This window comes from Candidatus Burkholderia verschuerenii (assembly GCF_001189365.1).
Lineage (GTDB): Bacteria > Pseudomonadota > Gammaproteobacteria > Burkholderiales > Burkholderiaceae > Caballeronia > Caballeronia verschuerenii.
In genome coordinates, this window is record NZ_LFJJ01000002.1 from 24,940 (window position 1) to 50,817 (window position 25,878).

Genomic DNA, 25,878 nt, shown 5'->3' on the forward strand with positions numbered 1-25,878 from the left:
GGACATCAATGGAAGCTATTCAGGGAAAGCATGTGAGCAAGAAAATTTCGGTCGGATTGATCCCGGTCGTCGCGCTCGCGTTTACGGCGTTCGGGTTTGGGTTCTCTGTAGAAGCGGCGCTGTCGGTTGGTCCGAAAATGGGCGTGCCGCTGCTCTGCTCAATTTTTGCATTCGGCGCGGTGATTGTCGCGGTCGTCCTGAGCGCACGCGAAGCCAACGGCTGATACACCGGAAAACGCATGGCTACCTCTGCTCCGGTTGTGGATGATGCGCTTGCCAGGTTGTTCGCGGGCGAGTCCGATCCAGTCGAAAAGATCGCGACGAACCAGGGCAGCGCGCTTCTCTGCAACGCAATGGTCTGGAAGACCGGCGCGCATCCGAACCTGCGTGTTGGAAGGTTGGTTGCCTTGGAGTGCGGCCACTTCACGGTCACAAAGTCGCTGCGACGCGCCAAGTGCGTTCGATGCGGAGAGATGATTCGTGCCGGGTACGACTACGACGCGTTCAGGAATCTAGGCGGTGCGGATACCTTTTCGTGGCCTGATGATCCGCTTCGCGCATTGCACGAACGGGAAGAAATGGAAGCGCAACGGTTCAGGCCGGTATAGGAAAACGCATGGCTGCGAAACACAGCACTCCATCCCAAGCACGCGAAGCCGCTGCCTTCGAGCGAATCCTTGGAGCGATTTGCGGCCGGTTCGGCGCTGAAGTCGTTCAGCCCGCATCAGCGCGCGATCCTGTAAAAATTCGGGCATCTGGCAGTGAATTCGCCATGCGGATCTACGAGGAAGACGGATGGCCGAGTCGGCTGAGTATCACGATCGACCACTGGCGCGATCGCCTTCAAGTGCGTCCGTTGGATAACCAGATCGACGCTGCTGTCGAACGCATAGTGGAGTTTGTTGGACAGGCTGTGACGCTCGATGGAGAGGTTAAATCGCCGGAATTCCGGCTCAAAATAGTCAGCAGGAGTTGAATGTTGAGGCGTGCAATGAAAGGTAGTTTCTTCGGATCGTGGTGGTACATCGGCCCTGCATTGCTCGCGTATTACGCGATCGTGCGACTGGCATTCTCTCTCCAAACCATTGACCCTGCGCATGTCGTTCTGGAAGGCGTATCGTGCGATGCGGCAGCAGCAAAGAGAGTCGATGGGGGCTACTGCAACGCAATCGGAAAACTCTCTTACTCTGTCGTCGGAACTCGATGGCTGACGCCGGAAGGCAGGCCGGATGTTCGAGTTCAAGTCCCGAAAGAATCCGGGATTGCGTTTGGCGCGGGCGCTGAGCATTTCCCTGGCGGCAGCGTCGGCATGGCCGTCGCCCTAATTCTTCCGTTCGTATTTCTGTTTGCGCCTGCGGCATATGCGCTATTGCGCCAAATGGAGGACATTGGACGCCGCTGGCGAGCACTGCTCGATGGCGAACGTTAAGGGAACGTGACGGCCGCGATGCGTGAGGCAGATCCCACTGCTTGCCCACGTCAAAACCGCATCTGATGGAAAAACGAGGACAGAGCAATGACTGTTGCTGCGTCACAGATCAAACTCACCGGCACTAATCGTTCGATCTACCTCTTGCATTGGGGCGAGTACGCGGATAAAGCGACGAGCGGTCCATTCATCGGCGCTACTGGTTTGGACTTTTCTGTGCTTGCGGTCAAGTATCGCCATGATCGATATGCTGCTGCCGAAGCCGCTTGCAAAGACTCTTGTTACGTGGACGAGGGCGACTTCATCTCATGGTTATTGAGCAACGGGACGCTCGTGTCTATCGAGACGACGGACGTTTATATCGATATCCGAGCGTCCCTAGAAGATCCGTTCGTGCCGAAGCATTGGCCCGAGTGTCCTGAATGTGCCAATGGGCGCGGCGAGCCAGAGTACGGTGCAGTTCGCAAAAGCCTGAACCGCATAACGGAATTCAAACGCTGTACAGAATGCGGGCACGAATGGGGGCATACCGAAGTCGCGAACGATTCAACGAAGCCGATGCTTGACGATGATGGGCGCGACGTGCAAGGCGGTTGCGTTCCATTCTCCATTAGCAAGGCGTGCGGAGTCGAATTTTCCACTGTCTTGCATGTGTGTCAGCGGCATGGTTGGAGCCACGGCGGCATGGCTCAGTCGAAGGCGATCAACGCTGCACGTGAACTGGGGTTTGAACTTGAATTACGCAGCCTGAAAGGCATCGGCTCTGGTAAAGCGCCGACGTTGAAAAGGCTGATTTCCGAGTTGCCCACGGACCGAACCTACATCGTCGGCGTGAACGGTCATTGGCTTGCCTTGGTGCGCGGCGAGATCATGGATAACGACGCGAACACTGGTTATGGCCGCAAGGTTGTAGAGCTTTACGAGGTGAAGATAGCAAAAGCTGTTGCTGCTTAATGCGCGGGAAGACGAGACTATGAAAAGCATCACTGGATTTCGACTGCGACGAAGCAAAACTGAAGCAAAGCGGCAAGACAACTTCACGCCGGTTTTCTTTGCGACCGTTTTTACAGTGTTCTTCGAAGTCTTGCTGTTCGTGTTTTTGCATGCCGATCCTGAAATGCATTTGCTTAACTACGCGTTGGCTGGATTGGTCGCCTTCGGTGCTGTAGCGGTGGCAACCGATGCCAACGTGAACGGCTAGGAAGTGAGCACTGCTCGACGGCTAACGTTAGGAAAAAGGTATATGAAAGTCCTGGTCGAAAAAGAGGCACTCGATGCATTGCTGAAATCCGCCATTCCGGTTCACGAGGGGAATACGCGAGCAATCGCTGAGGAACTCAACCTCGATGCACTCGTGACGGAAGCGGTGGTAGCTGCTCAGCCACGCAAGCGCGCCAAAGCAGGCAACAGCAACATTGATCCCCTAGACCAACTGGTATCGGTGGTGATCGGAGCACCCGAGTCGATGAACCGATTTATTAAGGCTCAGGTGACGGAAGCGGGCACGAACGTGCAGGCGTATACCCGTGCGGTTCTGCATCTTGCAATGCGCGCTGGCTTGATGGAACGCGTGACGGTCGCGATGCGCGACGCGTCCGAGAGGAAATGACGTGACTAAGATTTCCCAACGCGCTAAGCGCGCCTCACTGGCGAGTCATCGCCGTTCCGCAGCGATGGCGCGGCTTCGCATGGCCCTTTCGATGGACACAGGCGAACTGCCTGGCATTGCGAGCATCGCCTCGCCGGCACGCCGTTATCGCCCGCATGTCATTGAGGTGACGCAGGATCTGAGTGTGCTGCAAGCCCACTACTCGAACAAATAGCGCGGAGAGAAGCGATGCTTAAAAGCGTGTGGTGCCGGATCTTTGGTCATGCGAAGCCGATCACCTACAAAGTGCGTCAAGGCGGCTTCTACATCGGCCCGGATGGTCAAGGGCTGAGCGATAGCATTGAATGGGAGTGCCCCCGTTGCGGCGGCCGGGCAAATGCCATTTCGTTGCGCACGAAAAATGAGCACCGCGTGCGCGCGGCTAACCGTATCGAATCGAGCAAATGGAATCCAATGGCGCGCATGCGCCCCGCATACCGGCCGGTAGCCGGTTTAGGATAGCCAATGAAGAAGATGATTTTCGCCGTCGCGGCACTCGTTACGTCGAGCTTCGCGTTCGCTCAATCCGCGTCCGCGCCGGACGCCGCACAACAGATGACGCAAACCCAACTAGCCATGCTGCACCAGGATTTGCAGCAGGTCGCGGGCGAACTGTCGGCTCATCAGCCCTCGCAAGATCCCTTCTCGTTCTGCTACTTCAAGAACGAGGCTTATTCGCTCGGCTCGGTTCGTGACGGTCTCGTCTGCGAAGAAGCTGGCATCCATATGACCGCCTCTGACGGTTCATTGGACCGCAAACGCAGTGATCCGCTGCGCTGGATTCCTGTCAGCCCCAAGGCGCATCGTGGCAATGGCTAACCAGGCGGCAATGGACAAGCACCTGATACTGCTCGATGACGGCGAGTTCTTCATCGAGCGTAACTGTAACGGCGACGCGGACACGGCAAACGGCTTTCTGCTGCGCCGGTGCCCTACTTCTCTCTCGACGCCAGGCGGATATGAGTGCGTCGGTGGGTACGAGCGCTGTGCATCCGGCGAATGGCGTGCATCGATTAACGCCCCATATGACGAAGTGTCGGACAGCGACTGCCGGCAAGTCGGACGCTTTGCCACCAATCTCGACGCCATTACGGTCCTGTGGAAAGCTCGTCGTGATGCTTACTGCCAACACTAGGGTCGATCGAGAGAGATAGACGTGAACAAAGACGAAAAAGAAGCGATTGGCACTGCTGCACTGCTCGCGCCGGTCCTTCCCTTTGTATACCTCGGCTTGCCGGTTCTGATCGGCGTCATTGGCTACAGCTTGGCTAGTGGTATGCAGTCGTTTCTGAGTCTTCCGGCGTGGGTGCTCGGCATCACAGCAGCCGCACTGGTAGCCGGAACGATGGCGTGCATCCTCGGGCGGATAAAGGGCATTGCCCATGCACCCGTATCGGCCCTGTTGCTGCTGCTCGCGGCTGGCCTCGTCCAGATCAACCGAGCGATGCTGGAGGCAGCGGCTGATAGCGGAACGCATGATGGCAATTCATTCGACCGAATGCACGACGCCATGGGGCAAATTGCGTCGTATTTGGCGTTAGGTCTGCCATGGATACTGGCGGTGGTCGTGATCGGCATCTCAGCCGCGAAAATCTACTCCTACGTGACCATCCTGAAGGCGCGTCGTGAGACAACATGACAGGGAAATGCAGATGAGCGAACTGAAGGAAAGAATTGGCCTTGTGGCTGGCATGCTGGTCCAGCAAGCCATGACAACAGGACTTGCGTGGGACGACGCGGTTGCTGCGTTTGGACTGGCTTCGAAGGCCGTTGCGCAAGCAGCGGCAAGCGCGGGTGATGCCAGCCCGCAAGAGTGCATTACGCACGCACGCGAACGCTTTGATGAGGCTTTTTCTCAAGAGGTTCGCGTGGTCGTCGCCAGTTCGGATATGCGACAGCTTCGTGAGGCATACGGCAGCGAGGATGCACACGCCTCGCTTCTCGCGAATTCGAACGTCCGGGTGTTTAAGCCGCATTGAGCGACGCAATGCCCATCGCTACTGTGTCGGCGTCATGTCGAACCGGCACGGAAAACACACTTTGCGCACCTCGCGCTCCGCAACGGCCGGTAGCCGGATATGAGAGATTGCCTAGCATGAATTTCCCCGACAACGAAAAGACGGTCGGATTCGTCGTGACCGAAGCGAGTACGGCCGCAGATCTTCAGGAAATGCATCGTTCGATCTCGCATATGTGTGCTGACCGCGTGGTCGTCCTTTCTCAGCAGTCGTTCGACGTCCGCGAAGCACCTCTTTGGCCGACGCTCGAAGATCTGTTCAACGGTCTTACGAGGCACTTCGTCGTTGAATCCGTCGCAAGCACTGAACTGGCAGAGCTTCAGCGCCTGAGTCGCGCGAAGAATATCTCGATACTGATGCCTCGGCCGCCTCTGGCCAGCGGCGACGCGACCATGCCGAATGCGGCCATTGGTGCGATCAAGTTCGCACTCGAAACTGAAGAAGGGCTGGAATTTCTCCGCGCCTGGTTGCACGGCGATTTCTCGGCAATCCGACGCGACTGGCCCGATGCGCCCGAAAACGTATTTGTGGGCGCTGATCCGACGCACAGTAATTGAAGATTGTCGATCCCACCGACTAACGTAACGAAAGCCCCCCGGAATAGCGCGCGTTTGAGTGTGGCACGAAGCTAGAGATACAGCTTAAATACTCATTCCACACTCACTAGGGGGCTTGAATGCTCAGTACGTCTGATAGGATTTTCTTGACCGCGATGTTTTTCGCGCTTGCTGTGTTGACTATCATGTCAACTACACAATGTCCTTCGTGGCTGCGCATAGCGCTGCTCGGCTAGGGAGATCGGAAGGGTGCCGCTTCGTTAGAGGTTGCCATGAGACGTGTGAATCGGTTCGCAGAATACGAAGGCTGGAAAATCGAGGCGTCCCCGATCATTCTGGCCAAGCAGCGACTTTTTCAATCTGGCGTAGTTATTCATCGCGAAGACGGCGAGCGCTTTATCTTCTGCGACCTTGGCAACCGCGTTTATCGATGGCAAGCGTATGAGCGCGGTATCGAATGGGCCAAGCAGTGGATCGACAACAATTATCGATACGGCGCGGCCGGTAAGCGCGCCCGCGCCGTCGATTCCTAACTCTGCTTTGGTGTCTGCGGTCGGGCTGCTGGCGAGACCGCATCGACGGGCACAATCTTGCCGTGCTCATATCGATAGCTCACGGTTTGCTCGCGACCTACCATATACGCCGTCGTCGCGGTGAGTTGCCGATCGTGCAGTAGCAATTCGCCCGCCACGTCCTGCAACGCGTGGTGCTCGGTGACTCGAACCACCAGGCCGGTGTAATCCTTGCCGTGCGCGGCCTCGGCAACGCGAACAGGCCGACCATCCGATAGCGCGGCCGACAGCAGCTTGCGTGATGCGAGCCGCCGCATGTAGGGATCGGTCAGCTTCTCGGCCACCCACGGCAGGACCGCATCCTCCACCGGGAACTCCACGTCTTCGTCCGCCTTGATCGCAACGATGCGCAAGTTGCCCGGCTCTTCCGAGTTGTCGAGCACAGTCGCCTGGTCTGCATGCTCGAACGCGGCCGGCAGCAGATCCATCGCCGCAGCATAGCGACGGCGGATTGCGTCCGGCTCGACGGCGTGGCCGCCGTCCGCGACGCGGCCGGCGACGCGGAGCACGTTGATTTCAGGATCTTCCGTCGTAACGAAGAACAGAGAGACGCGGTAGCCAAGCGCCCTCGCCTGCGTCATCAGCGCGACCTTCTCAGGCGTGGACATAACGGTTTCAAAGGCGAAGTCGCGACCGTCTTGCAGCGCCTGAAGACGGCGCTCTTCCGCGATCTGCGCAGCCTTGAGGTTACGCTCGCGGTAGTCGGGAATCTGGTCTTGGAGACTGCGGGCGATGTCGTCGGCGTTGATGTATTCTCCCGAAAACTGATCCGGGTCACCGACGACTGCCTCTGTAATGGTGGATTTCCCCGAGCCGTTTGGCCCGGCGAAGATGATGACTGCGGGAATGCCTTTTTCTTCTTCGTTCGTGATGGTCATGCAACTTTAAGGGTTTTACGCTTCGCGCTGGACGCGCCGACGCTCACCTTGACGACATCGCCGGACACCTCCGTTGCCGCCTCTTTCGGCTCACGCACGACGTAGGCGGGTTCGATGCCCTTTTCTTCAAGGTTACGAACGGCCTTCTTCACCGCCGCATTGGCGCGCGCCAGAAACACGTCGCTGGTCATATAACGGCCGAGTTTGTCAGCAGGCATGATCCACTCCATTGGACACCTTCTGGTTGACATTATACTCCTCGGCATGGTATCGCGCGCAACATCTACTGTCTTTCGGTTGGTGGGCCGCCGCGCAGACGGGCCGCCGCCCCGGTCACACCAACGCCGTTCATGAGCGCGTAGTGAATCAGGTCTGCGTTGGTGCGAAGCTGTAGCTTGTCGAGCAGGCGCGCGCGGTAGGTGCTGGCCGTCTTCACGCTGATCGACAGTTCGTCGGCCACATCCACCAACCTCATTCCCCGCGCAAGCAGACAAAGCGTCTGGTACTCGCGATTCGACAGATCTTCGTGGGAAGGCTCGGAAGCCTGCCCCGAGATCTGGTCGATCAGCGAAGTGAGCGAACTCGCCTGGACGAATCTGCGGCCAGCGGCCACCGCGCGCAAAGCGTCCAGCATTTCCTGACGCGTCGCCATAGCCCCAACGACGCCAGTCGCGCCACTGCGCAGCGCCCGCAACGTGCGATCGGCGCCCTCGGCAAGATCGAGCGCGAGAACGCCCATCGTGGGCGAGTGCGCCCGCGCGCGACCGATCAGATCGAACGCTGGCGCATCTTTTAGATCCAGATCAATAACGACGGCCGCGTGGTTTTGCAGACGGCGCATTTCCTCGGCGAGGTCTCTTGCAGAGACGGCAAAAACGCACACGTCAGCGACGCCAGCGGCTGTCACGAGCGCCTCGATCCCAAAGCACCGTAGCGGGTCTGAGACGGCTACCAGTACACTCGACATGGCGCGACCCCGCTACAGCCGCATACGCGGCTTGTGAGCGTCTAGAAGTGCCGCCCTGTCCGCGACCTGGCCCGTATCGTTGTCGATCATCCACGGTGAACTGTCCATCACACGAATGATCCGCTCGTGAAGATCGATCGTGTCCGGCAGATCCTCGCCCTTCGCGAAGGACAATTCCAGCGCTTGTCGGCGCTCGTCCAGCACGCGGTAATCGTCTCGCGTCACGTCTTCGACACCGATATCGCGCCAACCTTGGGGCAACTCGTTGCCGGTCGCAAGGACGACATGCGAGATGTCGATCTGTGCATCGGTATCGAACGAAGGATCGGTGCCATCCTGCCACTTGAAGGGATAGTTGATCACGACGCGACCACCGGACAACAGCAGTCCCTTGGCGGAACACTCAACCGGATAGCATGCGTGTGATGCAACGACAGTCACGGGGGCCGGCGAGCCGCCCGTGTGACGCTCCAGCCGGTCCCAACGAAGCGAAAAAAGGGCATTTTCAAGATCCGCGCGATCCTCTGGCTTGAGAACCGCACTCTGCGCCTTGAGAAGGCCAGCCCGCTCGCGTTGCAGATCCTGAATGTGCTGCCGATCCAAACCCACCCATCCATTCCGATGGGGGGCAAGATCACTCTCGATCTGCTGGATGCGAGAAACCGACTCGACCGGAAACTCTTTCGGCGTGCTCAGCATGTACTCGCACCACGCAATCTCCGCGTCGATCTCATCGACGGTCGCCGGGTAGTCATCAGCGCCCATACGCGCACTGTTGCGCACGTGGAGGCCGGACAGATCGAAATCACTGGCGCTCGCTGCGTCCCGATTCAGCGTCGCCGGCTCGATACATACAAAGAAGCTTTCGGCATCGTCATCGTAACCACCGACCTGAATGCCTATCGCCTTCAATGCATCGCCGCTGCTCCGGCTTGCGGCAATCCGGCCAAAGAGCAGACTACCCTTTTTGACGATAAGGAGTTCAGCCAGAGCACGCATCTTCTGCGGATTTTCGCCTGCCAGGGCAATTAGCTGCATCGCCTGGGACTGACGCGGTTGGTCGGCTACGTCGGCGTCGAGGCCGACCAACGAGGCGGGCACTGAAGCGAGCGGACGTTCGCTCGTCCACTGGCCGCGCTTTTCCGCAGGAAGCCGATCGAGCGACAGGAACTCGACGCCTTCCCGCTCGTCGCGGTATTCCCACGCCTTTGCACTCGCAATCTGCGCGGCGATCGCCGCCTGAAGATCTGACTCATCAATCCAGCGGATCAGGTGCTCCCGGCCGCGCCCGGCACATCTGAGCTTCACGAGGTGGCCGTCCCGCTGGACCGGCTCGCCGATAAAATTCGCGGTGTGTCCGTTGTAGCCGTCCGGTAAGTTGACCACGATATTAGTCGCCATATTCTCGCCTTTCAGCTTAGCCATCTCCTCCTCAGCGCCTTCTCGCGTGTCATGCAGCGTGCCGGAAGCAATTCCGCACACACTTCCGTCGTCCTCGGTTTCGACGACCCAGTAGCCCTCGACAGACTTGCGGCCATCGTCATCCACAAAGACATTCGCTTGTACGGCCATACGGACGGCATCCGATCGCTCTTTCACTTTCTCCTCCTATTCAAGAATGCGTACTGACTGGTCACTTGTTTCGCATCCTCATCGCTGGCTTGTTCTCCAACGATTCGGCATCTTTCACGTCTTCGTCCGCCTGTTGATCCACGACTTTCCATCCATCCACAAGCGTCTTGCGCCAACCAGAGGCGAAAACGTCCTGTCCGTACTCGGCCTCCAGTTTGTTCTCGACGTACTTGTGCTTCGGATAGAACTGCGCCATGTACCGACGCGCGACGGCATCGAACACGCGCTGCTCGTCCGTCGTAAGGCCGCCGGCTAGTTCGCCGGTTGGAATGATTGCGTGGTGCGCAGAGACCTTGGAATCGTTCCAGCACGAATACTTGAAGCCCGGATTCGTCCCACTCGCGAGCTTCATGTACTGCCCGGAAATGCCCTTCAGTACGTCGGGCGCTTCTTCATGCATGGACTGAGGGAGGTACTGACAATCGGTGCCCACATAGGTCACCATCTTGCGGGTCTGATACAACGACTGCGTGGCTTTGGACGTTTCCTTAGCCGACATGGCGTGCCGGGCCGACATTTCCGATTGCAGCTTCGCCAGGTTGAACGGTAGCGGCGGCTCCTGCTCACGCTCGATCGCCGTGTAGTGCGTGACAACGCCCGCCAATCCTGCCTTGATACGCGCAACAATCGCCTCTGCAACGCGCCGATCGATGATCCGGCCTTCGCTGTCGATGCCAGCCTGATCCGCGCCTTCCAGCCGCCCTGCCCATTCGAGCACGCGACCGTCCGGCAACTCGATCTCCGGCACGTAGTAGGTGACCGCCTTGAAATTGCGGATCTCCAGTTCACGGATGACGACGAGACCGAGCGTCGGCGTCTGGACCCGACCGACCGATAGGGCCTCTTCGAGCCGCACGCCGATCGCCGCGCGCACGCCGCGCGAACCGTTCATACCGATGAGCCAGTCCGCCTCGGAGCGCGCCTCGCCTGCATAGCGCCGATTTACAAACTGCGGCTCGCCATTTTTACGGCGATTCTGCGGAGCAAAGGCGGTGCGAAGCGATGCCTCGTTGTTTGCCGTGATCAGCACGCGTTCGACGGGCTTTGCGCTGCCGTCAGGGTTGATCCCTGCATACGCAATCACTTCGTCGGCAATCAACTGCCCCTCGCGGTCGATATCGCCTGCGTTGACGATGATGTCGGCCTCTTTGAGCAGCTTCACGACCGTTCGAAGCTGGTCGGCCTTATCCTTGTCAGCGAAGTGCCGAAATTTCGGCGGCAGGATCGGCAGTTGGTCGAATCCACGCGCGCTCTTCTGCGCGTCGGCCATGTAGTCCTCGGGCGATCCGAGGTCGAGCAGATGCCCGATGTTATTCGTAACGTAATCGCCGTTCTTCAGCAGGTATGCACCGCTCAGGCGCTTCTCGATGCCGAGGAATTCTGCAACGTGCTTGGCAACGTCCGGCTTTTCAGTGAGATAGGTACGCTTTGGCATGGTCTACCTCACGCGAGCTTCATGCGACGGGGCGCGGCGCGATCTGACGCTGCATCCGTGTCGTGAAGCGATGGAAGATCATCGAACTTCATGATCTCGATCCCGTGCCCCGTATACGTCGCCCTTTCAGCGAAGACATACACGCGGTCCGTTTGAAGACCGGCACTCCTGGCTTCCGCGAGGATGTCCAGATAGACCGCACGATTTAGAGTTGCTGGCACGACAAAGATGCCTCGGCCGGTTTTTGCGACCTTTGCCGCGAGAAAACCCTCAGACATCATGGGTTCAATGCCCTTCCCTGCATACGCAACCTTGATGACCTGCTCCTTGAACGTCAGCGACGGACGCTCCCGCGCGGCCTGCGGCGCGGCCTGTTGCGTCCGTTGCTCAGCGGCGGCGATCGCCGCGTCGAGCCGGTCTGCGAGTTCCTTTGAAACGCCTCCGTGCGCGGCCCAGGCAGCGGGAAGCAGATCTTTCCCCTGGCGCAACACAGCGAGCATGTCCGCCTCCAGCGCAGGACCGGCCTTGGCTCGCTCAACGGTCTCCGACACAAGTGCTACCGCCGCGCGTGGCAGACCACACCGCTCGGCAAAGCCAGGATCGGGCAGCGCAGCTTGAACCTGCTCCAAGGCTTCGAAGACTGTCCAGGCTGGCCTCTGCGTCGGCTCCGAACTCGCAATTTGCCGCGTGCGCGCGGAAAGGACATTTCCGTCCGTCACCGCGAAGTCCAGCAGGTTATCCGCCACGTGGCTAATGATTGCCTTATGGCGTGCTTCAACGCTCACGCCGCCTTGCGGAATTGCGCTCATGACCTTGACACGATCGCCCAACGACATGACGTTGAGCCAGTAGTCCTGCGCGAGCGCGAGTCGCGTAGTCGGCATACCGTAGTCGTCAACGAACTGGACCGGTTCTCCGGTCATACTCAGATTGGTTTGGTCGGCCATGGTCATCCTCACGCGGGACGGAATCGGGCGCGCGGCTGCTCATCGTTTGCCGCATGGGGTTCTACATTCGCCGTGGCGGCCGGTGACTTCACGTCGAACAGCTTGTCCAGTTCGTGCGACAACTGTTCGCGTTGTGCAATTTCCCACTCTTTCGAACCGATTTTGCACACGGTGCGATCGATGAATGCTTCTTTGTTTTCCTCATAAACAACGTCTTCCCGAATGTACAACTGCGACGGATCAAGACGGTGCTCTTGGGCAAAGCGATGCAGTACCATCGCATTTCGCTCGGTTTCGACCCAGAACGGCGATCCGACCTTGCAAATCGGTCGAGAGGGGTTCTCCGCGCCCCCATAGAGCCGTACCTCGCCGCTCTCCAGCACGAGGTCATCGACCTTGACACGATGCGCCAGTGCTAGCCGCCGAAGCATTTCTACAGTGCCGATGCGATCGGGTATCGCACGATCGACAGGCGGCGGCTCTCGCCACGAACCTTCCGTCGTGTCGGCCGCGCGCGCGTGCGCCCACTCATACCGACCCGAGTCATCCAGCCGATCCTGTGAATGGAGCGATTCGCGAGCGTCTTCGCGCAGGCGCTCGCCGCGCTCCGCGAGCATTTTCTTCAGCCCGGTGAATCCGCGAGCAAGCGACACCGAAGCCGCGCTGACAATCGGCGCAGCGACCATGAAGGCAAAGCCGCGCGCCTGGGTGTTACCGCCGAACGAAGGAAGCTTGCCTTCGAGGCCACGGCGAAGAAACTCACCGAACGGGTATTGAACGAGTGTGTCCTTGTACGCATTCACAGCAGCGATGCCGCCGTGCTTGAGAACGCCAAGCTCACCGTGTGCTTCGAGCGCACAGCCTGCGACAGCGACCGTCGCGCCAATCACTGCCGGAATGCTGACGGCCAGCTTGAGATCGACCTTCGACAACTTTTCAGCGAAACGCGCGAAGATACCTTCTGCCTTTTTCTGGAATTCGCTCATGGACTGGCCTCAGTTGATGACGGGATATTCGTGTTCGACCAGTTCGCAGAACTCGTCGGCCAGGCTCAACATGCCGACCGTCTCGGGGTTGGCCGCGTCGATCCGGCCAGCCACGTAGTCCGACAGGAAGGCTGCGTAGACCATTGCGTGCGATCTGACGATGCTTCCCTCGTCAATCCGCCCGGTGCAGGCGTCGAGGCGCGGAATCAAACGCTTGGCGCGTTCTTTCTGAGCAATTGCTGCAAGTGACATTTCAAGCTCCTTAATTTGTGTATCGTTGTTATGATACGCATTTTTCAGGATACACCAAAACCTGCGGCTCACGGACGGTAGCGCGCCCTCGGCGGGGCTGACGCGTCAACGTCACCCGCCCCATGCTCGGAAAGAAAGCGTGCCTTAGCGGATTTGAACGCCGGCGAATCGCCCTCGCTGATGACCGGCGCGGCCCTGGCGTCGTTCGCGCCAATTTCCACAGCATCAATCCAGCGCAGCACCTTGAGGTGTGTAATGGCGGTCTGCGCTGCTCCGTTGTATTCGCCATGCTCCTTGATCTTGAAAGTCGCCTCTAGCGACCGGCCGATGCCTTCCTTGATTTCAAGCGGGCAGGCCGAGGTTTTCCACTTGATCCGGTTGCCATCGTTATCGCGAAACAACACGAGATCAGATGATCCATAGATCGTATCGATCGGAACCACCCGCTCCACGACAAGCGAACCGGTCACCTTCTGGCCCGGCTGGCCGATGTGTTCGCTTCGCTTACGATTTTCAGCCTTCGCTGCATGCGCGCGCTGATACAGCGGCACCGTCGCGGCCGCGAACGCCAGATGATTGCTCTTGAGCGATATTGCATCCTGCATCAACAGCAGCTTCACATTGCGATCGAAGGTCGATTCTTCTTCTTTGCCCTCAATCCACGCGCGGACTGCGTTTGCCGTCTCAACGTGTCGCTCGTGTTGTGTAAGGTATTTCTCGCGAAGCTCCGTGTTTTTCGTTCGTATAAGCAGACCAGGCAAGGAAAGAGCGTCACTGTACGTCGGAGACAGGTCCGTTTCCCGCGCCTTCGATGCGGACACGAAGCCAAAGTTTTCAGCCATGAAGCTCACGTCGGCGAGATACTGGTCCGTTCTGACCGCGTTGACTCGACCCGAGCGGCCGAACTCGGCAAACTCGTCCTCGGCGAGTCTGATGACGCTCCACATCTGAGCCATAAAGAGAGCGGCAGCGGGATCGATACCAGTGAAGTCCTCCAGGCAGTTGCTTCCGACCTCTTTGTAGTCGCCGCTCTCGTCATCACGCAGGAGGTAGCCGTCTTTCCTGCGACGATTGGTGTTGCAGTGCTCGCACTCGATCGGACAATCGGCGCGCGCGGTGAGCGCCGCCACGTCGGACGCGCCTCGGGAGACGGCGAAAACAAGATTCCCGCCTTCGACAGCTTCGATCTTGCCGACCACGCGCCAGTGCCCGAGCTTGATCTCCGGGTATTCGATCTGCAAGCGCTTGATGAGCACAGGTTGCTCCACATCCTGCACTCGTGAAACAGGGACGAGGTAGGTCAGCAGCTTGTCCGAATCGCGGCCGACGTTTTCACTTTTTCGCTCATAGAGCGCGTCCGTAGCGCTGACTATCTTGATGGGCGACAGACCGAACTTCACCGCCTTCTTGTTGAGCGATTCCAGCCGCTTTTCGAATGCCACCATCTGCGCCGGCTCGACCAGTACGGTGGAGGCGTTTAGTTCACTCACCTGTTGTTCGCTCATTCCGGTTGCTCCAGGCGCATGAGCCGGACAGTTTCAGCAAACCGCTCGAAGAAAACCTCGTCGGCCTCGTCACGAAAAAGTATCTCGTCAGATCCCGATTGCAGCAGCGCGATGCCGGTTGCCACGGTGGATTCACCTTCCAACGTCTCATACACGCCGAATTCAACCTGCGCGCCGTCCCGGTCCAGTCTCGCGATGGCCGTTGAGTCGGAGGTCTCCATGGACCAGGTGACACGCGGCGGAATGTCAGTCCCCGCCAGGCCGATTTCGGCCATGAATTCCGATACGAACATTTTCGACACTCCCTACATGCGCGGACGCGCTGACGACACCTTGGGTGCGTTGCCTTCCTCGAGGCGAGCCATGATCTGCCGGAAAAACGACCCTCCCTCGAAAGTCGTCTCCGCATGCCCGTAATAACGGATATCGGCAGCAATGACATTCCAGTCGCTTTGCAACGCGGCCTGGATACGATGGTTGCCTTCGTAGACGCAGACCTCTTCACCGACATCGATGTTGATCGTCACCGGCTCGGCCATGCCGTTTTGCGCGAGATCCGCCTTGAACTTCTCCCACTCGGCGATGCCGTAATTCCCAAACCTCTGCTTGCCCGACTCGTCCTCGGTAAATTCGCGACGCTCGCCCCGCACTCCACGCATCTGCGCGAGCGCGGACACAGGGATGATGACGGTCTCCTTGCGCGTCAAATGACGTTTGTTGCCGAATTCGCCTTCGTAGGTGGCCTCGGAGAGCATCACAGGGGCCTCGTGACCGCGAATTCCGACGCCGGGTTCCGGCTTGCGGGCGGCCTCGGCCAGCTTGTCGAACTCCGAGTCCTTCACGCGCGTGAGCCATTCCGGCCCGAACTCGTTGCGCAACCGTTGCAGCTCACCGGGAAATGCGGCTCGCAGCCAGCCGGAGAGCAGCTTATGCTTCCATGTCCGACCGTTTTCAGATCGAAACTTCACGAGTGCCCCAAGGAGATCGGGAGACAATTGCGACAGCGACGGTTTGTCGTTTTCTTGCGTCATGGTTGACAACTCCGATTTGTCTGTATCCATATTATGATACGTATTGAAGTGCTCGACTTCAATGCACTCATGCGGCGAAGCGCGGCGGCATCCCTGGCCTCTTTTTCTGGTCGTCCGGCTCGTCCTCGATCAGGTCGTTTTCGTCCGCGTCATCTCCCGCAAATTCCGGCAGAAGTCGCTTGGCGGATTGGGAATCGATGTAGAACGCTTGCCCGCATCGGTTCATCAGAACATCCAGGATGGCATCCATCTTGTGGAAGTCCACCGACACGCTCATCGTGGTCCGGTTGCCTGCAAAGTCGCCTGTAATCTTCGTGAGATCCTTGTTGCCAAAGACGACGCCGCCTACAGCCTTCGTTCCACTGGTCGAGATCGTCAAGGATGCGGGCCTGCTGCGATCGAAGATGACCTGGCACTGCTTGTCGTTCAATGACGGCGACGCGATCAGCTTGACGCTAAACCCTTCTGTGTACGCTTTTTCCAGCACGGTCGAGGCAAGATTTCTCGGCAGCGCAACTGGCATGTTCAGCACGTCCTCCTGAGTCACCCTCGCGTACAGCACAACCGCCCGATGCCGAGCACCCGTTTCGTCGGTGAAGATTGCCGCGTTGCCGAGACGATGCTCCGCGACGAACTGTGAGGCAGCGAACATATTGCCGGTCAGAACGTTCCGCGAGAAACGGATCGTGCCCGGCTTCGCAGCGTCGTAGGCTTTCAGCGGATTGGTGTAGTCGTTGCCGAGGAGATGATCGGTCGAAAACAACGGATCGCCGATAAGCTGGTTCAGGGTGAACTCCTGCCATTTGTCGCTACCCGGAGTGATGACACGGACGCTGTACTGACCAAGGAGGTGCGCCTGAGTGCGCTTCTCGGGCGGAAACAGCGAGATGATCATTCCCTTCTCGGCCTGCTCTTCCATGCCGGTGTAATTGATGATGCATCCCGGCACGACCGTGGACAACACACGGCGAATCCATTGGTGCCGAACAGATGAACTCTTGACCGGGTTCGCCTCCGCCGATGCAATCGCCTCTTCAACCGATTTGAACTGAGGAAGCGATTTCAACGCCTGCTGCTGCACTTTTTCAAAGCACTGATCGACATCTTTCAACATGCCCTCGCAGTTGACGCGCCATTTGTCATGCTGCCCGATCGCGTAGCGATGTTCGACCAGTTTGAACCGGTTATCTTGCTCCGTCAGAAACTGGCGACCTCGCTCGATCATCCGCATCATGTCTTCAGAGGAGTACGGAATAACTTCTTCTTCCCACTCGACGCGCGAGATGTAGACAGGCAGATCGAACACCGACCCATTTCGCTTGCCGGCGCGAAAGACCTTCTGGTCCACGATCTTGCCTCGCCAGTCCCAAACGGAGGTCTGGAACGGATTGATACCTTTCGACTCCATTTCCTTCACGGTTTCGTTGAAAACGCGCGACAGGTCCGCGTATGCCTCCTTCTGTTTGGCGACAGGCAGCAATGCAATGCGGCCAGTCAACTTGTTCGCGAAATATGCCTCATCGTCGCTCGGCGTCTCATGCTCTGGATTGATATCGAGTAGCGCGGCAATATCCGGGTTTTCTTCCAGGTATCTACGGCAGATCTCATTACCAACCGGGTTGAGAATGTCAGGCACGTCACGCATTTCCGCCTGGTTGTTCCGGTTGGATTGCGTGTTAGCCGACAGCTTTCTGAGCTTGGCATTCTGCATCGCGAGTGAGCGCGCTTCCGATGGAAGTGGCGTCACGACCGATGTAATGCGCGGAGTGTTCACCTGTCCACGTCGATTCACCCGACCAAAGAATTGAACGCGCTCCGCGACGTTGTTCGCGATCTGCGCCTCGATCAATTCGCGCTGCCGTCGATCCGCGAACTTGGCGCTCGAATGCGCCGAAAGACCTGTAGAACCTGCCCGCGTCAGAGCAGTCGAGTCGAGACGGCCGCTGTTGAAGTCGGAAAGTGTTTGCAGGCGTTGGTCGGGCCGGATACTGACGATGATCTTGTTGGGATCGTCTGGAGATGGACGGGTCTGGAACGAACGCCCCGATATCTCACCGTATGAGAATCCAGCTTCGTTAAGTTTCTGACGCAGGGTGTCGAGCGGCGAAACCGCGATGTCGGGAAGTTGAGCGATTTTCGCGGCTATATCATTGATGGCATCGTCAATGGCCTCTGCTTCTTCCTTCGACTTCGCCTGCGCGGTGACGTGCTCATAGTGACCGTTGCCATAGTCGTCGCGCACGTAGATGTATTCGAGCTTGCTGGCGACGCGTTGCATAAGGTCGCGGAACGTGAGTGCATCAACGGTGCGCCCGTCGAGCGTCGCAGTGAGGTTCTTAGCCCCGTCTTCGCTCAATTCGCCCTCTTCCAAATCGATCTTCTGGCTTTCCGTGATCGCCTCTTTCAGCAACGACTCGAAAGTCTGTTCGAGCACGATGACGGGTTTGCGTCCCTCATTTAGTGCGACGACAGCCTGATCTGCAACCTTGTCGATCTTTATGGCGAGCGAAAACTGGCGAAGGATGTTGTACAGGCGTGAACCGAATCCCTGATACGACACTCCCATGCGGTTGCCCGCGCGCGCGGACTCCGGCAAGTCTTCGAGGCGCTTCTTGATCTCCTTGTCCATTCGCCTCATGACGCGGCTCACATCACCCGACAGGTAAGACATCGATCGTAGTGCTGCGCTAAGCGCATCCGCCCATTGCTCATCGCGCTCGCGCGTCTCTTCGGTGACGACCGTCGAGAATTCGAGCTTCGAAAGGTCATGTTCGCGCCGAATGAATACTCCCTCTTCGGCGAGCATCGCCGACAGGATCTCCTGTAGCGGCTCACCACCGGCTTGCAGCGTGTCCGCAAGTGATTCGATGGCAACGCTGGACGGAAACACCTTTGCATAGGCGCGCATGTTCTTCGCGTTCTTCGCAAACGTGGCACTCGAATACATGCACGATCCTGCATGCTCGACTGCGAGACCGATGTTGTCTGAGGTGTTCGACTCGCCTGCGGCAACATGAGACTCATCCAGCAGCAACATCGCGCCCTTCGCTGCTGCGGGAAGCCATGCCGCTTTTTTGCTTGCGGTGCGCTCGCGGTTGAACTGCGAGTATGTCGAGAACATGAGGTTGTAGCCCGAATCCTGCAACGAGACATCGTTGTCCATCAATTGCTTGATGACGGTCGCCTTGGTCGCAGGGATCTCGATCTTGTTGGTGTCCATGTTGCGCACCGGCTCGCCGTCGTTGAGGATTAACGGCCGGAACAGCGTGTGCGAGTCGATGTCCTTTAGATCCCTCCAGAAGTCGGAGAACAGGTTCGCTTTCTCGGTGTTGAAAACGACCGGTTGATTATTGAGAACGGCATAGCGAGCCAACGCGGCGAGCACACGCCCCTTCCCTTGTCCGGTCTGATCCCCATTGATAAACCCTCGACCTTCCTCAGCACGCTTGATAGCAAGCGCAATCGCATCGACCTGTTCGGCAGAAAAGGCGAGTTCCATTTCCTCGACGGTTAGTTGCAGCTTCTCGGCAACGTAGCTATCAACGTCCATGCCGATTTCCTCGACCAGCTTCGCCAGTGCGCGGCGCACCGGCTCTTCGAGGTTGCGAGGGATCATCGCGCTCGGTTCGTTGAGCTTCGACGCGGGGATATACGGGGCCTGGTAGTCGTTGATGACGGCCTCGTGCTCATCAGCAGCAACGGGGGCGGCCTGCGCTGCGGTCGGTTCGCCGTCTTGCGCGCCGATCGCAGCGATCGCGTCCTGGCGCTCGATCGCTGGCACAGCCACAAATTCTTCGCGGGTTGCTACACCGAGAGCGAGGTCAGCCAGTTCGTCGGACTCATACGTGCCGCTTACGTGCTGGCCACCGAAGACGCGCTGGACAACAAAACGTGGATCGCCGCCTTCGTGACGATAGGCGCGCAACGACACGAAAGAGTCCGTTTGCGGCGTGCCGCGCTCCCACTCCCCGCCTTCAATCCCATCTGCCGTCACGGGGCTCAGGTTGCGCTCCTGAGCGAGATCCTGCGCCTGTGAAATAAAGAGTGGAATGCGCTTAATGCCATCGTTCCGTCGAGGCGAGGATGTCTGCTCTGCCTTGACGGAAGGCCCTTGGCGCAGACGATGCGTAAGCGCTTCAGTGTGCCTCCAGAGGGCATCCCATGTACTGATTACCGGTAGGCGCTCGCCAAGCCTGTATTGCTTGGAATGCAGCGCTGCTGCGGCTTCCTCGGGCGATCTGCGCCGCCCAACCGTCACCATCCGAACTGGGTACTCAGCCCCTTGCTTGCGATAGAGCGCTCCGTCAAGTTCGATCGCATCTTCGATTTCGTAGTGGTCTGCGAGCCACGCGAAGAAGCTCTTGCTGCCGCCTGCGATCTTTCCTTGCTCGATCAGGCTTTCCCGATCCGCCGCAATGATGAACACGCCACGACCAATGTCCTTGCGCTGGCGAAGCGCCTTGAGGACGATCAGATGATCGACGCGGTTGCAACGCAGGTTTTCAAATGCCACTGGCGTTGAAAGACCGCCGAACGGTGGATTGGCCGCAACGAACGTGAAGTCGGAATCGAGCGTACCCGCGATATCAAGCACGTCGCCCGTCACGAGACGAATGTCATTCCGCAGCACGCCGACTTGGGCAGATCTCGCCGGGTCGATCTCGACGCCCGTAATCTCCGTGCCACGCGGAAGCGCCGTAACAAGGCTTCCATTCCCGATCGTTGGTTCGAACAGCTTCGCCCCCGCTGTGTCGCCGAGGATGTGTTGAACTGCAATCGACATCGGGAGCGGCGTCGAATATTGCTGGTTCTCGACCGACGTAGAAGTCCGGTATGCGAACGTCGGCTGATGCTCTGCGAGCGCGACAGCGAGCTTGAACGCTTCTGCGTCCGCCTGCTGATGGCGGGCAAACAGACAGCGATGCATCGCCGCCTCGACGGCTTCCTGCACCGTCCTGAGCCGCGTATCCGATATTTCGAGCGAGCGAGCTTCGCCATAGACCAAGCCACCGAAGTGCCTCAGATCGCCGGAATCCATGTTTTTGCCAGCCAGCATTTCGTCAACGAACGCGTCCGCACAAAGCGCCAATGCCTGCGGCGACGTTGCACGAAGGTACGATGCCGCAAGGGCCGCTGACGCAGCGTCGTCGCGCGCCATAGCGCCCGCCTGCAAGTCGCGCTCGCGAGACACGGTTCCATCAGCGAACGTCACAAAACGGGTGCCGTCGTCATCGCGGCGCACGACATGCCCCAACGCATTGCGCCCGATGACTGCACGGTCCTGCTGGCGCTGCTCCGATGTATCGGCGGCCTGCCCCGTGACCCGAATCCAGACATCCGAGAGCGGCAGATCCCGGATGACGTTCGAAGGAAAGAGCTTGCGCAGCGCGCCCGTCTGGATATCAGTGCCGCTGCGTATGAGCGTCTTTCCCGATCGCGAAGGCTCGAAGCCGAGGGCCTGCACAGCAGTCCACTCAGCGGATGCCGGTATAACGCCGGTCAGGACGAGGTTGACGGTCTTGTCGTTGAGTTGGAAAAGACGCAACTTGACGCCGTGTGCCGACAGGTCAAGCCATTTCATTGTTTCGGGCGCAGCCATCGCTTCTATCCTTGATCGTGGGTCGCAGACTATAGTCATCATCACCAACGAAAAAGACCGCGCGAGGCGGTCTTTTTCGTGGTTGCGTGAAACTGCCGTGGCATTTGCTTACATGCGCATGCGCGGCGCGCTGGATGCCATCGCTTCGGCCGGAATGGCGTTCTGCACAACATCGTCGATTTCGAACGGCTCGTCGTCGTCCGCATCGTCGGCGACGCTGGCCGGAACGACGGCTGCGTCGGTGTGCGCGATTTCCTTGTTCTCGGCGATCGCGGTCGGTTTGCCGTTGAAGAACGGCGTGGGCACGTCGCGGGGATGGAACAGCGACGGCTTGTTCGACAACGGTTCGGCCGACGAGAAGATCTGGCCGCCTTCGACCGCGTGCAGCACCATGTACGACTGCGCGAAGCCCGTCTGATCCTGCTCAGCCTTCTTGAACCGATATGCGCGGTTGACCTGTTCCAGGCCGGTCGCGCTCTTTTCGAACGATGCCTTCGCCTGCGTGCCGAGGCTCACGCGCTGGCCCGGAACGACTTCGATCGACAGATCGGGATCGCCGACGAGTTGCGCCACCTGTTTGCCCGACTGCGAGGCCAGGAATGCCTCGACGGCCTCGGCGGCCGTCGCGTGCTTGTACTCGCCGGTTTCCTTGTTTTTCTTGACCGGAAGAGCGAATTCGACGGCCTTGCTGACCTCGCCGTCCGACAGACGCACGAGCGCGAGCGGACGACCCTGAATGCCGCCGACGCCCGCGAATGCATCCTGCAACGCCGTTTTCAGTTGCTCGGCAGACGTGACCTGCTTGGCAGCGGACGGCATCAGCGCCGTAGCATTCGCGTAGCCGATCTGACGGCCGTCACGCTCGACGTAGCCGACCGGATCGATACGCAGCAGCACATCGCTGACGACCTTGCAGTGCTCGGCGTACTTGGCGGCCGACTGGAGCCAACCAGCGTTGACGACACCGGTATCCGATTCGGTGAATGCGCGCTGGACGATGATCGTGCCGCCCGGCTCGGTCTTGGCTTTCATGCCCTTCAGCACCGACTTGCGCATTTCGTCGCTCGGGAGAGCGCTCATCAGCGTGGAGATCTCGCCTTCCTTGGCGATGAAATCTTTCACTTCCGCGCGCGGTGCCTTGAGCGGCTTTTCGCTCTTGTACGGGCGCAGAACGACGGTCACTTCCTCGCCGGTATCGAGGCGGGTGCCGATGATCGCATCACGATCCTTCGAGTCCTTCGTGTAACCCGCCACTTGGAGGGCGAAATTTTCGGTCGCCGGCAGATCGCCCTTCGAGCCGCCGATACGTTCCTGAATTGCACTCAGTTTCGACATTCCATACTCCTTCATTGGGAAGCCGGCGCAACGCCTGGCTCGGATAGGGACGCAATGCCCGGAGGGCGTCGCGCTAGATACGCGATTAATTGCGTATCGTAGTAATGATACATACATTATCCGCCAAGGCAAGGACCGTGCCAGACAATCACTTATTGTTGCGATATAGCGCAATAGATTGTCATAGGGAACAATATTGTTGGGATTCGAATATGCGCCAGAGTTCAATTGCTGGATGTGGCCACCCTGTCAGAGCCTCAAGAGTCGGCGTCTGGATGACGAAAAACCGTCCTGGCCCCTTAAAAATGCGCTGCCGTGCCTTACCCGTTACAAAAATCGGACAATAGTCTGCTGATGACTATTGTCATCAAACTCAAAATTCTGGCCCAGATGACCGGGCCGGGAATTTGAACAGTCAAGCCAACACCGCATTTGCTGCCACACTGCGCAAGCTTCGAAACGAACGAGGCATGTCGCAGTACACCTTGGCGAGGGTGACTGACCTTGACCGCACCTATATTTCGCTTCTCGAGCGCGGGCTACGCTCACCGAGCCTTGACACAATGCTCGCCCTTGCTCGCGGCCTGAATGTCTCCCTAGTCGAAATCTCCGCTGCGGTAGAAGCATCCCTGCTGGCCGGGCCTCCAAACGCGTGACACCAAATTGTCTGATGCCGAACAACCGCTCCCTTCCCTCACTGTCCGACAGGCACTGAAAAAGTACAACGAGCGGATCTCAGTCAACAAACGCGGCAGCAAGCAGGAAAAATATCGGGCTTCAACGATCAGCAAGACCTTCCTGGGGAAGCTGTCGCTGTCTCAGGTCACGACGGTCAACGTCGCGGATTACCGTGACATGCGGCTGGCGTCGATATCGCGCAACACAAACCGCCCCGTCTCCCCCAACACAGTGCGACTCGAACTCGCGCTGTTGAGCGACCTTTTCAACATCGCCATCGTGGAATGGGGTTCTTGCACCGACAATCCCGTGAGTCGTGTGCGCAAGCCCAAGATTCCCCCTGGTCGCGATAGACGGATCACCTGGGGCGAAGAGCGTCGCATATTGCGGGCGGCCTCAAAACACAGGAATCACGAGATCTACTCCATCGTCGTGCTCGCGCTGGAGACCGCGATGCGCCAGGGCGAGATCTTGAGCCTTCAATGGGAAAATATCGATTTGCGGGTACGCATCGCACACCTGCCCATCACCAAGAACGGATCGAAACGCGACGTACCACTGTCACTTCGCGCAGTCGATGCCCTGACGAGACTAGGCGTCGGCACGCAAGGGCCTGTATTCAACTACACGTCTGACGGCTTCAAGAGCGCGTGGCGCACGATGATCAAGCGGCTCGCGATTCAGGATCTTCACTTCCACGATCTCCGGCACGAAGCCGTCTCGCGCCTCTTCGAACTCGGCACGCTCGACATGATGGAAGTCGCAACGATCAGCGGGCACAAGTCGATGCAGATGCTGAAACGCTACACGCATCTGAAGGCATCAAACCTCGTTGCAAAGCTCGATGGACGCAAGACCTTGAACAAGGGCAAGCAGGTAATCTCTCAGACGATCGTCCCGTATCCCGCCGCGCTTTCTGAAGGCGAAGGCGAAGTGACCCTCCAGTTCATGGACTTCGAGCATCTTCGACTGCAAGGCAACGACCTCGAAGATGTCGCTACACGCGCACGCGATGCGCTGTTACGCGAGTTGGTGAACCTTGTACGCCATTCGAAAAAAGCGCCCGTGCCTACCCCACCGCTCGAATACGCGGACAGCGCCCACGTCGTGCTGATCGATCCTCTCTAGCCACTAGCCCTTCGCACAAGATCTCACCCCGATGCGCCGCGTTGGCAAAACAGTGGGCCACTGCCAGAATTGGCTATCAGACCGTTGGGAGAACAGCCTCCACCGGGGGTCGCATACCCGTTCGGCTGGATATATTCGTTCGCGTAGAGCCGTCCAGCGACGACGAGTTGACCGCTGCCCCCGCCGCCGCCGACGATCGTCTGTCCGCCCGACCATGGGTTCAGATAAAGGGGACCATTTGCATTGATCTGCAACTGCCCTCCGCCCGTAACCGAGGCACCGTTCGTGGCCAGAGAAACGTTGCTGTTCGTCGTGATCTGGCCGTTCGACCACATACTCCCGCTTGCGTTGACGTTTCCTGTCGCATTCACGCTCGCCGACGCATTGACGTTGCCCGCGTTCACGTCAGCGGCTGCCGTCCCGGCCGAGTTCTGCACGTACAGCGCGCCGTTTTGCCGGATAGCTGAATTCGTGCCGTCACCGTACAGGAAGGAATTGCCAACCTGCACACTGTTACCAGACGGCGTGACGAGCTTCTGCGCGTTGACCGTCGCAGCATTCGCGATGTTGTGCAGCGTCCCCGTCGTGCCCTGGAAATTCAGATCGCCCTCCATCGGAAGCGACCCATCACGACGAACGTAGGCTGACCATCCGCTCGATCCGTAGCCAACCCGCATCGCCAGAACCCCCGCGACGTTCCCCAAGGGGTTCGTGTCCGTCCAAGAACCGTTCATCCCCGTGAGCGTGCCAGGGGTGATGGTGTCGGAGTAGCCGCCGTCGCCTCCGATTGCCGCCGCCGCATCCTCAAGCGTCAGCGGCTTTCCCGTGGAGGGATCGGTGATCGCCCCACCGATGTACACCTTCCCGGCGATATCGCATGCCGGCGCAATGCAACCAGCAGGAATCTTGGCGAGCGCGACCTGATACGGCGTGCCGTATGCACTAGTCGTTGAGAAACCTGACGGAATGACGTTGATCGCCTGAAGCTCCGCCATCGTCGGCGCATATTCGTTGGCAACACCCGCGATCGCGTTGCCGCTAACGAGGTTCGAGTAGTAGAGAGACAGATACTTGCTGTTGATCAGATTCCCGATATCCAGCACGACACCGCCTTGCGCGGCCATCTGGTCCGAGAGCATCTCTTGTCGCTTTTCCCACAGGCCAACGGTCGCGAACGCGATTGCGATCGTCGCGCCGATGCCAATCGACACCAGATCATAGAAACCGCGCTGGCGCGTGCGCGTGCCAGCGAGAACCGAACGAAGACGGAAAGCCATATAC

At 58.8% G+C, this 25,878-nt stretch carries 31 protein-coding genes; 17 read left to right on the top strand and 14 right to left on the bottom strand.

Going from position 1 to position 25,878, the window contains the following annotated elements:
* The first annotated feature begins 8 nt into the window (after window positions 1-8).
* The 15 genes from BVER_RS00920 (at window position 9) to BVER_RS00980 (ending at window position 6,185) form a co-directional block, all read left to right on the top strand.
* Entirely contained in the window at window positions 9-224 is a 216-nt protein-coding gene (locus tag BVER_RS00920; RefSeq protein ID WP_050451609.1) for a hypothetical protein, read from the top strand.
* A 15-nt stretch (window positions 225-239) separates the two neighbouring features.
* Complete coding sequence (locus BVER_RS00925) at window positions 240-608, top strand: hypothetical protein (RefSeq protein ID WP_050451610.1); 369 nt, start codon at window positions 240-242, stop codon at window positions 606-608.
* Window positions 609-616: 8 nt separating this feature from the next.
* Window positions 617-976 (top strand): hypothetical protein, encoded by a 360-nt coding sequence (locus tag BVER_RS31090; protein ID WP_157055866.1) that lies wholly within the window; start codon window positions 617-619, stop codon window positions 974-976.
* Entirely contained in the window at window positions 977-1,429 is a 453-nt protein-coding gene (locus BVER_RS00935) for a hypothetical protein (protein WP_050451613.1), read from the top strand. It begins immediately after the preceding gene.
* An 87-nt stretch (window positions 1,430-1,516) separates the two neighbouring features.
* Complete coding sequence (locus BVER_RS00940; protein WP_050451614.1) at window positions 1,517-2,383, top strand: zinc ribbon domain-containing protein; 867 nt, start codon at window positions 1,517-1,519, stop codon at window positions 2,381-2,383.
* A 19-nt stretch (window positions 2,384-2,402) separates the two neighbouring features.
* On the top strand, window positions 2,403-2,630 hold the full coding sequence (locus BVER_RS00945; protein WP_157055867.1) for a hypothetical protein: 228 nt from the start codon (window positions 2,403-2,405) through the stop codon (window positions 2,628-2,630).
* A 42-nt stretch (window positions 2,631-2,672) separates the two neighbouring features.
* Window positions 2,673-3,038 (top strand): hypothetical protein, encoded by a 366-nt coding sequence (locus BVER_RS00950; protein WP_050451616.1) that lies wholly within the window; start codon window positions 2,673-2,675, stop codon window positions 3,036-3,038.
* A gap of 1 nt (window position 3,039) precedes the next feature.
* A complete protein-coding gene (locus tag BVER_RS31095) occupies window positions 3,040-3,252 on the top strand; it encodes a hypothetical protein (protein WP_157055868.1) in 213 nt (70 codons plus the stop codon).
* A 14-nt stretch (window positions 3,253-3,266) separates the two neighbouring features.
* A complete protein-coding gene (locus BVER_RS31100) occupies window positions 3,267-3,539 on the top strand; it encodes a hypothetical protein (protein ID WP_157055869.1) in 273 nt (90 codons plus the stop codon).
* 3 nt (window positions 3,540-3,542) lie between these two features.
* Window positions 3,543-3,896, top strand: a complete 354-nt coding sequence (locus tag BVER_RS00955; protein ID WP_050451619.1) for a hypothetical protein — start codon at window positions 3,543-3,545, stop codon at window positions 3,894-3,896.
* A 10-nt stretch (window positions 3,897-3,906) separates the two neighbouring features.
* Window positions 3,907-4,212 carry a hypothetical protein gene (locus BVER_RS00960; protein ID WP_050451746.1) on the top strand — a complete coding sequence of 102 codons (306 nt, stop codon included), beginning with the start codon at window positions 3,907-3,909 and terminating at the stop codon, window positions 4,210-4,212.
* Window positions 4,213-4,233: 21 nt separating this feature from the next.
* Window positions 4,234-4,716 (top strand): hypothetical protein, encoded by a 483-nt coding sequence (locus BVER_RS00965; protein WP_050451621.1) that lies wholly within the window; start codon window positions 4,234-4,236, stop codon window positions 4,714-4,716.
* A gap of 13 nt (window positions 4,717-4,729) precedes the next feature.
* The gene (locus BVER_RS00970; protein ID WP_157055870.1) at window positions 4,730-5,056 is read left to right on the top strand and encodes a DEAD/DEAH box helicase family protein; all 327 of its coding nucleotides are present in this window, start codon (window positions 4,730-4,732) and stop codon (window positions 5,054-5,056) included.
* A gap of 116 nt (window positions 5,057-5,172) precedes the next feature.
* Window positions 5,173-5,652: a hypothetical protein gene (locus BVER_RS00975; RefSeq protein WP_050451624.1), complete on the top strand. Its 480-nt coding sequence runs from the start codon at window positions 5,173-5,175 to the stop codon at window positions 5,650-5,652.
* Between the two features lie 272 nt (window positions 5,653-5,924).
* Window positions 5,925-6,185: a hypothetical protein gene (locus BVER_RS00980; RefSeq protein ID WP_050451626.1), complete on the top strand. Its 261-nt coding sequence runs from the start codon at window positions 5,925-5,927 to the stop codon at window positions 6,183-6,185.
* Here the strand turns inward: BVER_RS00980 and BVER_RS00985 are convergent.
* The 13 genes from BVER_RS00985 to BVER_RS01045 form a co-directional block, all read right to left on the bottom strand.
* Window positions 6,182-7,102, bottom strand: coding sequence for an ATPase (locus BVER_RS00985; protein ID WP_050451627.1), 921 nt, complete (start codon window positions 7,100-7,102; stop codon window positions 6,182-6,184). The two genes, BVER_RS00980 and BVER_RS00985, sit on opposite strands and share 4 nt — an antisense overlap.
* Entirely contained in the window at window positions 7,099-7,332 is a 234-nt protein-coding gene (locus BVER_RS00990) for a hypothetical protein (RefSeq protein WP_157055871.1), read from the bottom strand. Before BVER_RS00990 ends, BVER_RS00985 begins: the two co-directional genes overlap by 4 nt.
* Window positions 7,333-7,385: 53 nt before the next feature.
* Window positions 7,386-8,009: a LuxR C-terminal-related transcriptional regulator gene (locus BVER_RS00995; protein WP_198155108.1), complete on the bottom strand. Its 624-nt coding sequence runs from the start codon at window positions 8,007-8,009 to the stop codon at window positions 7,386-7,388.
* A gap of 72 nt (window positions 8,010-8,081) precedes the next feature.
* A complete protein-coding gene (locus tag BVER_RS32195) occupies window positions 8,082-9,668 on the bottom strand; it encodes a hypothetical protein (RefSeq protein ID WP_198155109.1) in 1,587 nt (528 codons plus the stop codon).
* Between the two features lie 34 nt (window positions 9,669-9,702).
* Window positions 9,703-11,136: a DNA topoisomerase gene (locus BVER_RS01005; protein ID WP_050451632.1), complete on the bottom strand. Its 1,434-nt coding sequence runs from the start codon at window positions 11,134-11,136 to the stop codon at window positions 9,703-9,705.
* A gap of 8 nt (window positions 11,137-11,144) precedes the next feature.
* Window positions 11,145-12,083: a hypothetical protein gene (locus BVER_RS01010; protein ID WP_157055872.1), complete on the bottom strand. Its 939-nt coding sequence runs from the start codon at window positions 12,081-12,083 to the stop codon at window positions 11,145-11,147.
* Between the two features lie 8 nt (window positions 12,084-12,091).
* The gene (locus BVER_RS01015; protein ID WP_050451635.1) at window positions 12,092-13,069 is read right to left on the bottom strand and encodes a hypothetical protein; all 978 of its coding nucleotides are present in this window, start codon (window positions 13,067-13,069) and stop codon (window positions 12,092-12,094) included.
* Between the two features lie 9 nt (window positions 13,070-13,078).
* Window positions 13,079-13,321, bottom strand: coding sequence for a hypothetical protein (locus tag BVER_RS01020; RefSeq protein ID WP_050451636.1), 243 nt, complete (start codon window positions 13,319-13,321; stop codon window positions 13,079-13,081).
* A 68-nt stretch (window positions 13,322-13,389) separates the two neighbouring features.
* A complete protein-coding gene (locus BVER_RS01025; RefSeq protein WP_050451637.1) occupies window positions 13,390-14,826 on the bottom strand; it encodes a hypothetical protein in 1,437 nt (478 codons plus the stop codon).
* Window positions 14,823-15,119: a hypothetical protein gene (locus BVER_RS01030; RefSeq protein WP_050451638.1), complete on the bottom strand. Its 297-nt coding sequence runs from the start codon at window positions 15,117-15,119 to the stop codon at window positions 14,823-14,825. Before BVER_RS01030 ends, BVER_RS01025 begins: the two co-directional genes overlap by 4 nt.
* A gap of 12 nt (window positions 15,120-15,131) precedes the next feature.
* On the bottom strand, window positions 15,132-15,857 hold the full coding sequence (locus BVER_RS01035; protein ID WP_050451639.1) for a hypothetical protein: 726 nt from the start codon (window positions 15,855-15,857) through the stop codon (window positions 15,132-15,134).
* Window positions 15,858-15,924: 67 nt separating this feature from the next.
* Entirely contained in the window at window positions 15,925-21,456 is a 5,532-nt protein-coding gene (locus tag BVER_RS01040) for a strawberry notch C-terminal domain-containing protein (RefSeq protein ID WP_050451641.1), read from the bottom strand.
* A 108-nt stretch (window positions 21,457-21,564) separates the two neighbouring features.
* Window positions 21,565-22,791 (bottom strand): hypothetical protein, encoded by a 1,227-nt coding sequence (locus BVER_RS01045; protein WP_050451642.1) that lies wholly within the window; start codon window positions 22,789-22,791, stop codon window positions 21,565-21,567.
* Window positions 22,792-23,198: 407 nt separating this feature from the next.
* Here BVER_RS01045 and BVER_RS01050 point away from each other — a divergent pair, with 407 nt between their 5' ends.
* Window positions 23,199-23,447 (top strand): helix-turn-helix domain-containing protein, encoded by a 249-nt coding sequence (locus tag BVER_RS01050; RefSeq protein ID WP_050451643.1) that lies wholly within the window; start codon window positions 23,199-23,201, stop codon window positions 23,445-23,447.
* A gap of 7 nt (window positions 23,448-23,454) precedes the next feature.
* Window positions 23,455-24,597: a site-specific integrase gene (locus BVER_RS01055; protein ID WP_050451644.1), complete on the top strand. Its 1,143-nt coding sequence runs from the start codon at window positions 23,455-23,457 to the stop codon at window positions 24,595-24,597.
* A 23-nt stretch (window positions 24,598-24,620) separates the two neighbouring features.
* Here BVER_RS01055 and BVER_RS01060 read toward each other — a convergent pair whose 3' ends face one another.
* Window positions 24,621-25,874 (bottom strand): hypothetical protein, encoded by a 1,254-nt coding sequence (locus BVER_RS01060; RefSeq protein WP_050451645.1) that lies wholly within the window; start codon window positions 25,872-25,874, stop codon window positions 24,621-24,623.
* Between the last annotated feature and the right edge of the window lie 4 nt (window positions 25,875-25,878).

Excerpts from the sequence above, each read along its gene's own strand:
- BVER_RS00920 (WP_050451609.1), top strand. The coding sequence starts at position 9 with ATGGAAGCTATTCAGGGAAAGCATGTGAGCAAGAAAATTTCGGTCGGA.
- BVER_RS00925 (WP_050451610.1), top strand. The coding sequence starts at position 240 with ATGGCTACCTCTGCTCCGGTTGTGGATGATGCGCTTGCCAGGTTGTTC.
- BVER_RS31090 (WP_157055866.1), top strand. The coding sequence starts at position 617 with ATGGCTGCGAAACACAGCACTCCATCCCAAGCACGCGAAGCCGCTGCC.
- BVER_RS00935 (WP_050451613.1), top strand. The coding sequence starts at position 977 with ATGTTGAGGCGTGCAATGAAAGGTAGTTTCTTCGGATCGTGGTGGTAC.
- BVER_RS00940 (WP_050451614.1), top strand. The coding sequence starts at position 1,517 with ATGACTGTTGCTGCGTCACAGATCAAACTCACCGGCACTAATCGTTCG.
- BVER_RS00945 (WP_157055867.1), top strand. The coding sequence starts at position 2,403 with ATGAAAAGCATCACTGGATTTCGACTGCGACGAAGCAAAACTGAAGCA.
- BVER_RS00950 (WP_050451616.1), top strand. The coding sequence starts at position 2,673 with ATGAAAGTCCTGGTCGAAAAAGAGGCACTCGATGCATTGCTGAAATCC.
- BVER_RS31100 (WP_157055869.1), top strand. The coding sequence starts at position 3,267 with ATGCTTAAAAGCGTGTGGTGCCGGATCTTTGGTCATGCGAAGCCGATC.
- BVER_RS00955 (WP_050451619.1), top strand. The coding sequence starts at position 3,543 with ATGAAGAAGATGATTTTCGCCGTCGCGGCACTCGTTACGTCGAGCTTC.
- BVER_RS00960 (WP_050451746.1), top strand. The coding sequence starts at position 3,907 with ATGGACAAGCACCTGATACTGCTCGATGACGGCGAGTTCTTCATCGAG.
- BVER_RS00970 (WP_157055870.1), top strand. The coding sequence starts at position 4,730 with ATGAGCGAACTGAAGGAAAGAATTGGCCTTGTGGCTGGCATGCTGGTC.
- BVER_RS00975 (WP_050451624.1), top strand. The coding sequence starts at position 5,173 with ATGAATTTCCCCGACAACGAAAAGACGGTCGGATTCGTCGTGACCGAA.
- BVER_RS00980 (WP_050451626.1), top strand. The coding sequence starts at position 5,925 with ATGAGACGTGTGAATCGGTTCGCAGAATACGAAGGCTGGAAAATCGAG.
- BVER_RS00985 (WP_050451627.1), bottom strand. The coding sequence starts at position 7,102 with ATGACCATCACGAACGAAGAAGAAAAAGGCATTCCCGCAGTCATCATC.
- BVER_RS00990 (WP_157055871.1), bottom strand. The coding sequence starts at position 7,332 with ATGGAGTGGATCATGCCTGCTGACAAACTCGGCCGTTATATGACCAGC.
- BVER_RS01005 (WP_050451632.1), bottom strand. The coding sequence starts at position 11,136 with ATGCCAAAGCGTACCTATCTCACTGAAAAGCCGGACGTTGCCAAGCAC.
- BVER_RS01010 (WP_157055872.1), bottom strand. The coding sequence starts at position 12,083 with ATGGCCGACCAAACCAATCTGAGTATGACCGGAGAACCGGTCCAGTTC.
- BVER_RS01015 (WP_050451635.1), bottom strand. The coding sequence starts at position 13,069 with ATGAGCGAATTCCAGAAAAAGGCAGAAGGTATCTTCGCGCGTTTCGCT.
- BVER_RS01020 (WP_050451636.1), bottom strand. The coding sequence starts at position 13,321 with ATGTCACTTGCAGCAATTGCTCAGAAAGAACGCGCCAAGCGTTTGATT.
- BVER_RS01025 (WP_050451637.1), bottom strand. The coding sequence starts at position 14,826 with ATGAGCGAACAACAGGTGAGTGAACTAAACGCCTCCACCGTACTGGTC.
- BVER_RS01030 (WP_050451638.1), bottom strand. The coding sequence starts at position 15,119 with ATGTTCGTATCGGAATTCATGGCCGAAATCGGCCTGGCGGGGACTGAC.
- BVER_RS01035 (WP_050451639.1), bottom strand. The coding sequence starts at position 15,857 with ATGACGCAAGAAAACGACAAACCGTCGCTGTCGCAATTGTCTCCCGAT.
- BVER_RS01040 (WP_050451641.1), bottom strand. The coding sequence starts at position 21,456 with ATGGCTGCGCCCGAAACAATGAAATGGCTTGACCTGTCGGCACACGGC.
- BVER_RS01045 (WP_050451642.1), bottom strand. The coding sequence starts at position 22,791 with ATGTCGAAACTGAGTGCAATTCAGGAACGTATCGGCGGCTCGAAGGGC.
- BVER_RS01060 (WP_050451645.1), bottom strand. The coding sequence starts at position 25,874 with ATGGCTTTCCGTCTTCGTTCGGTTCTCGCTGGCACGCGCACGCGCCAG.